The sequence below is a fragment of the Actinomadura soli genome (genome assembly GCF_005889715.1).
Lineage (GTDB): Bacteria > Actinomycetota > Actinomycetes > Streptosporangiales > Streptosporangiaceae > Spirillospora > Spirillospora soli.
This window is the reverse complement of the sequence record NZ_VCKW01000390.1, coordinates 1-5,334: the sequence shown is the minus strand read 5'-3', so window position 1 is coordinate 5,334 and position 5,334 is coordinate 1. Positions and strand designations below refer to the sequence as shown.

6 protein-coding genes are annotated in these 5,334 nt (G+C 67.8%); 2 read left to right on the top strand and 4 right to left on the bottom strand.

Going from position 1 to position 5,334, the window contains the following annotated elements; genetic code table 11:
* Positions 1-1,363: tyrosine-type recombinase/integrase (locus ETD83_RS38905; RefSeq protein WP_205718133.1), on the top strand; the 1,363-nt coding region annotated here is incomplete at its 5' end.
* A gap of 86 nt (positions 1,364-1,449) precedes the next feature.
* Here ETD83_RS38905 and ETD83_RS38900 read toward each other — a convergent pair.
* The 3 genes from ETD83_RS38900 to ETD83_RS38890 all read right to left on the bottom strand — a co-directional run bounded on the left by ETD83_RS38900 (position 1,450) and on the right by ETD83_RS38890 (position 3,220).
* Positions 1,450-2,016, bottom strand: coding sequence for a sporulation protein (locus tag ETD83_RS38900; protein ID WP_138650188.1), 567 nt, complete (start codon positions 2,014-2,016; stop codon positions 1,450-1,452).
* 109 nt (positions 2,017-2,125) lie between these two features.
* Complete coding sequence (locus ETD83_RS38895; RefSeq protein WP_138650187.1) at positions 2,126-2,944, bottom strand: alpha/beta fold hydrolase; 819 nt, start codon at positions 2,942-2,944, stop codon at positions 2,126-2,128.
* An 84-nt stretch (positions 2,945-3,028) separates the two neighbouring features.
* A complete protein-coding gene (locus ETD83_RS38890; protein WP_138650186.1) occupies positions 3,029-3,220 on the bottom strand; it encodes a DUF1059 domain-containing protein in 192 nt (63 codons plus the stop codon).
* A 167-nt stretch (positions 3,221-3,387) separates the two neighbouring features.
* Between ETD83_RS38890 and ETD83_RS38885 the strand changes: the two genes are divergently transcribed.
* A complete protein-coding gene (locus tag ETD83_RS38885; protein ID WP_138650185.1) occupies positions 3,388-3,927 on the top strand; it encodes an Imm21 family immunity protein in 540 nt (179 codons plus the stop codon).
* A gap of 114 nt (positions 3,928-4,041) precedes the next feature.
* Here the strand turns inward: ETD83_RS38885 and ETD83_RS38880 are convergent, their stop codons facing one another.
* Positions 4,042-4,722, bottom strand: coding sequence for a class I SAM-dependent methyltransferase (locus ETD83_RS38880; RefSeq protein ID WP_138650184.1), 681 nt, complete (start codon positions 4,720-4,722; stop codon positions 4,042-4,044).
* Positions 4,723-5,334 lie beyond the last annotated feature (612 nt).

The window sequence follows — 5,334 nt, the reverse complement described above, 5'->3', positions numbered from 1 at the left end:
GTCGGGGGACGGAATGGCGGGAGCGCCGTCACGTGGCCGTCAACCCTTAGCGGCGAAAATGAAGGGGCCATTAGTGGTCGCACGGCGGGCCATTGTGTCAACATTTCCGCGTGTCAACACGCATAAAATGGTGTCAACGGCAGTCAAGGAAAGGCTGGTGGTCATGGCCAGAGAATGGCGTGACGGTGAGATGAGGGACGGTATTCGGAAGGTGCGTAACGCCCGTGCCTCCAAAGAAGCGGGGAAAGACGTCTACTCGTTCAAGGTGCCATACCGGGACGCGAATGGAAAGCAGACGTCAGAGACGTTCACCGCGTTCAAGGCGGCGGAGCCTTTCCGCAACAAGCTCCGGCGACAGCGTGATGAGGGGTACACGATCGACCCGAAAGCGGGTCGAATCTCGGTGTCGGCGTACGCTGACCAGTGGCTGAAGGGGGCACGGGCCAAACGCACTGGTACCTACCTCAACTACGAGAAGAACGTGCGGCTGTATATCGTTCCGGCGCTGGGCGGGCGTCAGCTCCGGGCCGTAACGCGCGAGGACGTACAGGCGTTCGTCAACGGGCTGGACTTGGCTCCGGGGTCGGCTCGCAACGCCTACAAGACACTCGTGGCGATGTTCCGCTCCGCGCAGAACCTGGACAAGAAGATTCCGGAGTCTCCATGCGTCGGCATCATCCTTCCGGAGATCCCCGACCGTACGGTGGAGGTCCTCACGGCGGCCCAGGTGTGCGCGGTAGCGGCGAAGATGCCCGAACGCTGGCGCGCGGCGGTGCTGCTGGCTGCCGGTACGGGCTTGCGTATCTCCGAGGTCGTAGGGCTGTCCTGGGACCGAATCGACCTGGACGCCGGGACCGTCACCGTAGACCGTCAGATGACCCCTAAGCAGCTGCTGGCACCGGTCAAGACACGCCGGTCCCGACGGGTGGTGCCCCTGCCTGACATGGTCGCTGACGCGTTGCGGGCGCATCGTGATGAGTTCCCGCCGGTGGTTCAGGAAGTCGGCGACGTTGACGGAAAGAGGGTGCATCGCACGGCGCTTGTGTTCACTCGGCGAAACGGAACCCCGGCGAACGCTGACAACGTGCGGCAACCGTTCTATCGGGCACGTGACGCGGTCGGGCTAGCTGCCTCGGTGTGCTTCCACGTGCTACGCCACACGTACGCCTCACTCCTGATCGCGGCCGGAACTCACCTGATGGTCATCCGCGACCGGATGGGCCATGCCTCCATCAAGGTCACCGCAGACATCTACGGCCACCTGTACCCGGCGGAGGACGACCGGACCCGCAACGCCATCGATGGAGCGTTCGCCACGGACGACTCAGGCAGTGCACCGACCGCTCCTAAGGCAACGCTCTGACCTGCGAAAACGTAGTGAGGTGACAGGATGTTGACGCGGAACCTACCTTGGACGGCCATAACGGCCGCTGACCTGCGGATACGCGTCTACCCTGCCGCTCTCACGGGGTACTGCCAGAACTTCGACGTCTGGTTCCGTCCGCCGTTGACCCGGCCTGTCTTGACCTCCGCCTCGTCGAACCGGAACCCGAGCGCCTCATAGGCACCGAAGAAGAGGTCCTGGGCGGGCAGTGCGTGCACGGCGATCTCGTCGAAGTCGCCGCGGTCGACCGCCCTGCCGATCTCCAGGATCGTCCGGACGGCGGCCCGCGTCCCGCGCAGCCGCCGGCCCAGGGCGTGCGTGATCGGCATCTCCCACGGGACCTCGATCGCGACCCGGTGCTCCCCGGCCTCGCCGGCCGCCAGCTCGAAGGCCGGGAGGGACTGGACCGCGACCACCCCGGGGTTGTCCCAGCTCTTCTCGGTCGCCTCCGCCGCCTCGACCCGGGTGACGACCTGGACGGCGATCCGCTCGACCCGGACGTCGGCTCCGCCGCCCTTGACGCTCACCCGAGCGTGCACCGTTCCGCCGGGCCTGACCTCGTCCGACTCCAGGATCGTCGTGACTTCCGGTGCGTTGACGCCGAACGAGCTGAGGAACGTGCGAAACGCCATGTGCGCCTACCTCCGGAACGGTCCCAAGCGGACGCCTCAGAGTAGGGTCTGAGGCGTCCACCGAGCCGCTTCCCACGGCGAAAGCGCCACTTCCGGCCACAGCGGGAAATCAGCCGATAGCGTCCAGAACCTCACGGAATCGGGCAGCGAACGCGGCGGGGTCCTCGGTGAACCCGATGTGGCCGCCGGGGAACAGCACGGGCTCGACGCCGAGCGCGCCCGCGAGCGCCCTGGACGCACGGTCGCAGAGCTCCCCGCCCGATTCCTCGCCGATGCCGACCACGATCCGCGTCTCCACCGACCTCAGCACGGCGAGATCGGGCGTCCAGAGCGTGGTCCAGCGCAGCTCGTGCTCGAACCAGCGCCGCTCGTCGGCGACCTGCCGCGGATCGCGCTCCCCGCCGAACATGTGCTCCAGCGCGCCCGGCGGCAGCTGGATGTTCGCCTGCGCCATGAACTTTCCCCACGCCCCGAGGACGTCGCCGTCGAGGTAGGTGGCGATCAGGTCGTCGGTCCCCTTGTGGAGCTCTTCGCGGTCGTCCAGCAGCTCGACCAGCGGCGGCTCATGCGCCACGACCGCCCGGACGCGCTCTGGACTGGCCTGCGCGAGCGCCAGCACGGAGCAGGCCCCGCCGCTGGAGCCCAGCGCCACAGCCGGTCCCGCGTCCACGTGCTCGATGAGCGCGGCCAGATCGCCGGCGCGCAGCGGCGGCGTCGAGTCCTGCCCGGGGTCGTCGACCGGGCTCCGGTGGATCCCCCGGGGATCGGTCGTGAGGACGGTGTGGTCGGCGGCGAGCAGTTCGGCCAGCGGCTCGAACGCCTCCGCGTTCATGGGCGCGCCGACGAGTACCACGAGCGGGCCGCTGCCGCGCACCTCGTAATGCAGGCGCGCGTCGGGAACCCGCAGCGTGGACGGAACAGTTGTCATCGATCCTCCCGGTGAGAGAACGGTCAGGTGTCCGAGGTGCAGACCTCCGGACCCGTCCGAACTCATCGCCGGGGCGGCGGCCGGTTACCGCATGGCCGGCCGCTCGTCCTTGAGCATGCCGCGGATCTCCTCCCGGAACTCCGGCGTGTCATCGTGCCCGTGCACCGATGCCGCGTGCTCGGCGGCGGCGCGGACGACCTCGTCCTCCTCGCCGCTGATCGTGAGCGTGCAGTTCATCTCACTGGGCGTTTCCCGGCAGTCAGCAACCTTCCGCATGGCGTTCTCCCCCTCCTGGCCGACCCGCCGGAGAGAGCGACTCCCCGGTGCCGACCGCTCTCGCAACTCCCTTTCATCGTCGCATAGGCCCAGGTCAGAAGGAAGTTAGGGTGAAATGTCGGACGAGGGGCGTAGGGTGGCGCGTCCGGTGAAGGGAGGGCGGATCGGTGGACTGGGTCGAGTCCGGCGGGGGACCGCTGCTCCTGGCGCCCGCGTCCCAGCTCGCGCACTGGGGCGGCGCGACGGACGACGACGACGGCCCCCTCGAGACCTGGGGCGACTACGGCCGCGCCTGCTCGGTCGAGGGCTACATCGGGCTCGTCAAGGTCGGGTCCCTGGACGGCCTCGTCCTCGGCGACGAGCCCGCCACCACCACCTACCTGCCGGACGAACGCCTCCTCCTGCGCTGGGCGGCGGCCGACTCCGAGGCCGAACTCGTGGCCGCCGCCAGGAAGGCCGCCTCCACCGCCCCCTGGGAGGAACACCTGGTCTGGGACGTGGACGGCCCCGCCGTCCTCATCGACTCGGCCTGGCCCGGCTCAGCCCCCGAACCCGGCAACCATCTGCCGATCGACCTCCGCCCGTCCCGCTACAACGTCCGCGCCGCCTACGTAGAGGAGGAGAGAAACTGGATGATCTTGATCCAGCTCAACCCCTCAGACGACCTGGTCCGACCGGACCCTCACCGCGAACCAGACGAAACCTAGTGAGCGGCGTCGTACATGGCGACGATCGCGGCGGGCGGGGGCGGCTCGGCGTCCCACAGCTCGAAGCTGACGATCTGCTCCACGGCTTCCCGCGCGCCTCGAGTGAAGATCGCCTCATCGGGTCTGGGGCACGCGGCTGCCGATCGTCGGCTCGACGGTCCCCGCGATGAAGTTGGGGCCGACCGGCCGTACGTCGCCCGACCAGCCCCACTCGCGCAGATCCCGGACGAACTGGCCGGCCTCATGGAACACCTTCACGACCCGGTGCTCGCTGCCGTCGTCCAGCCGGCGCCGGACCGCCGGGACGGCCTCTCCTGCCAGGACTTCCTCGATCGCGGCCTCGCCCGGCCCGTTGTCGATGAAGACGGCCTTGCCGTCTGGTGCGAGAGCGTCCGCCACGTTCTGCCAGAAGCCGGGCGCGAGACTCGGCGGCACATGCGAGAGCCAGAAAGCGAAGAAGACCGTGTCGTACCGGCGCCCCGGACGCCAGTCGAACAGATCAGCGCACACGAACTCGACCTTCGCGGGCGCGACCCGCTCCCGCGCGATTGCGATCGTCTCGGGAGCCGCGTCGATAGCGGTCAGGGGACGCGCTCGAGGAGCCAGCAACGTCGTCCACTGACCGGTTCCACAGGCCAGCTCCAAGACATCCCCGACGACCGGAAGCTCCTCGAACACCGGCAGCAGGAGACGCATGTCATCGCTGCGCTCGGAGTACTCCCGGTCGTACTCCGGCGCACGGGCCCGGTAGTAGGCGATCTGTTCCCTTAACACCGTCTCGACGTCTGGTCCCATGCCCGCCACCGTAACCCGATGGCTTCCTTTGGGCCATCTGGTCAGTGGACACACGGAGCATTAAGAGTAGAAATATCCGAGCCGGGATAGTTGTCGTACTCTCCTACGCTCCATGTGACCGGAGGCAGTAAGAAGATCGCCAGAAATAACGCGGACACGCTGACGACCTTGGTCCATATACAAAACCCTTCCCAGGCCCGGCGATTTCGCAATATCACAGAAGAATCCCGTCTTCCGAAATTGCACTGCTGCAGCTCGCGGCCCCTGGTCGACATGGCGCCTGTGTGCCGTGCCATGCCATTGGACGGTTACGGCCAGGTAAGGCAAAGTGGCGGTGGGTCAGTGGGAAGCGCGGAACAATCGGTGTGACGCGGGCGCGGTTGCCCGGGTCGCATTTGCGGGAGGCGTGGTGAGCGGTGGGCAGGGTGGCACCTCTCCCGGCGGGGCGGGACGGGATCACGAACGGCGCGACCAGCGGGTTGAAGCGTCTGGTGCCGGAGCGCTGGCCGTGGGCGGCAACATCGTCAACTCGTCGACGCTGCCGCTCCGCACGACGATGTTCGTCGGCCGGGACGGGGAACTGGCCGAACTCGATGCCGCGCTGGTTGACCC

Coding starts and splice junctions, on each gene's coding strand:
- ETD83_RS38900 (WP_138650188.1), bottom strand. CDS start 2,016: ATGGCGTTTCGCACGTTCCTCAGCTCGTTCGGCGTCAACGCACCGGAA.
- ETD83_RS38895 (WP_138650187.1), bottom strand. CDS start 2,944: ATGACAACTGTTCCGTCCACGCTGCGGGTTCCCGACGCGCGCCTGCAT.
- ETD83_RS38890 (WP_138650186.1), bottom strand. CDS start 3,220: ATGCGGAAGGTTGCTGACTGCCGGGAAACGCCCAGTGAGATGAACTGC.
- ETD83_RS38880 (WP_138650184.1), bottom strand. CDS start 4,722: ATGGGACCAGACGTCGAGACGGTGTTAAGGGAACAGATCGCCTACTAC.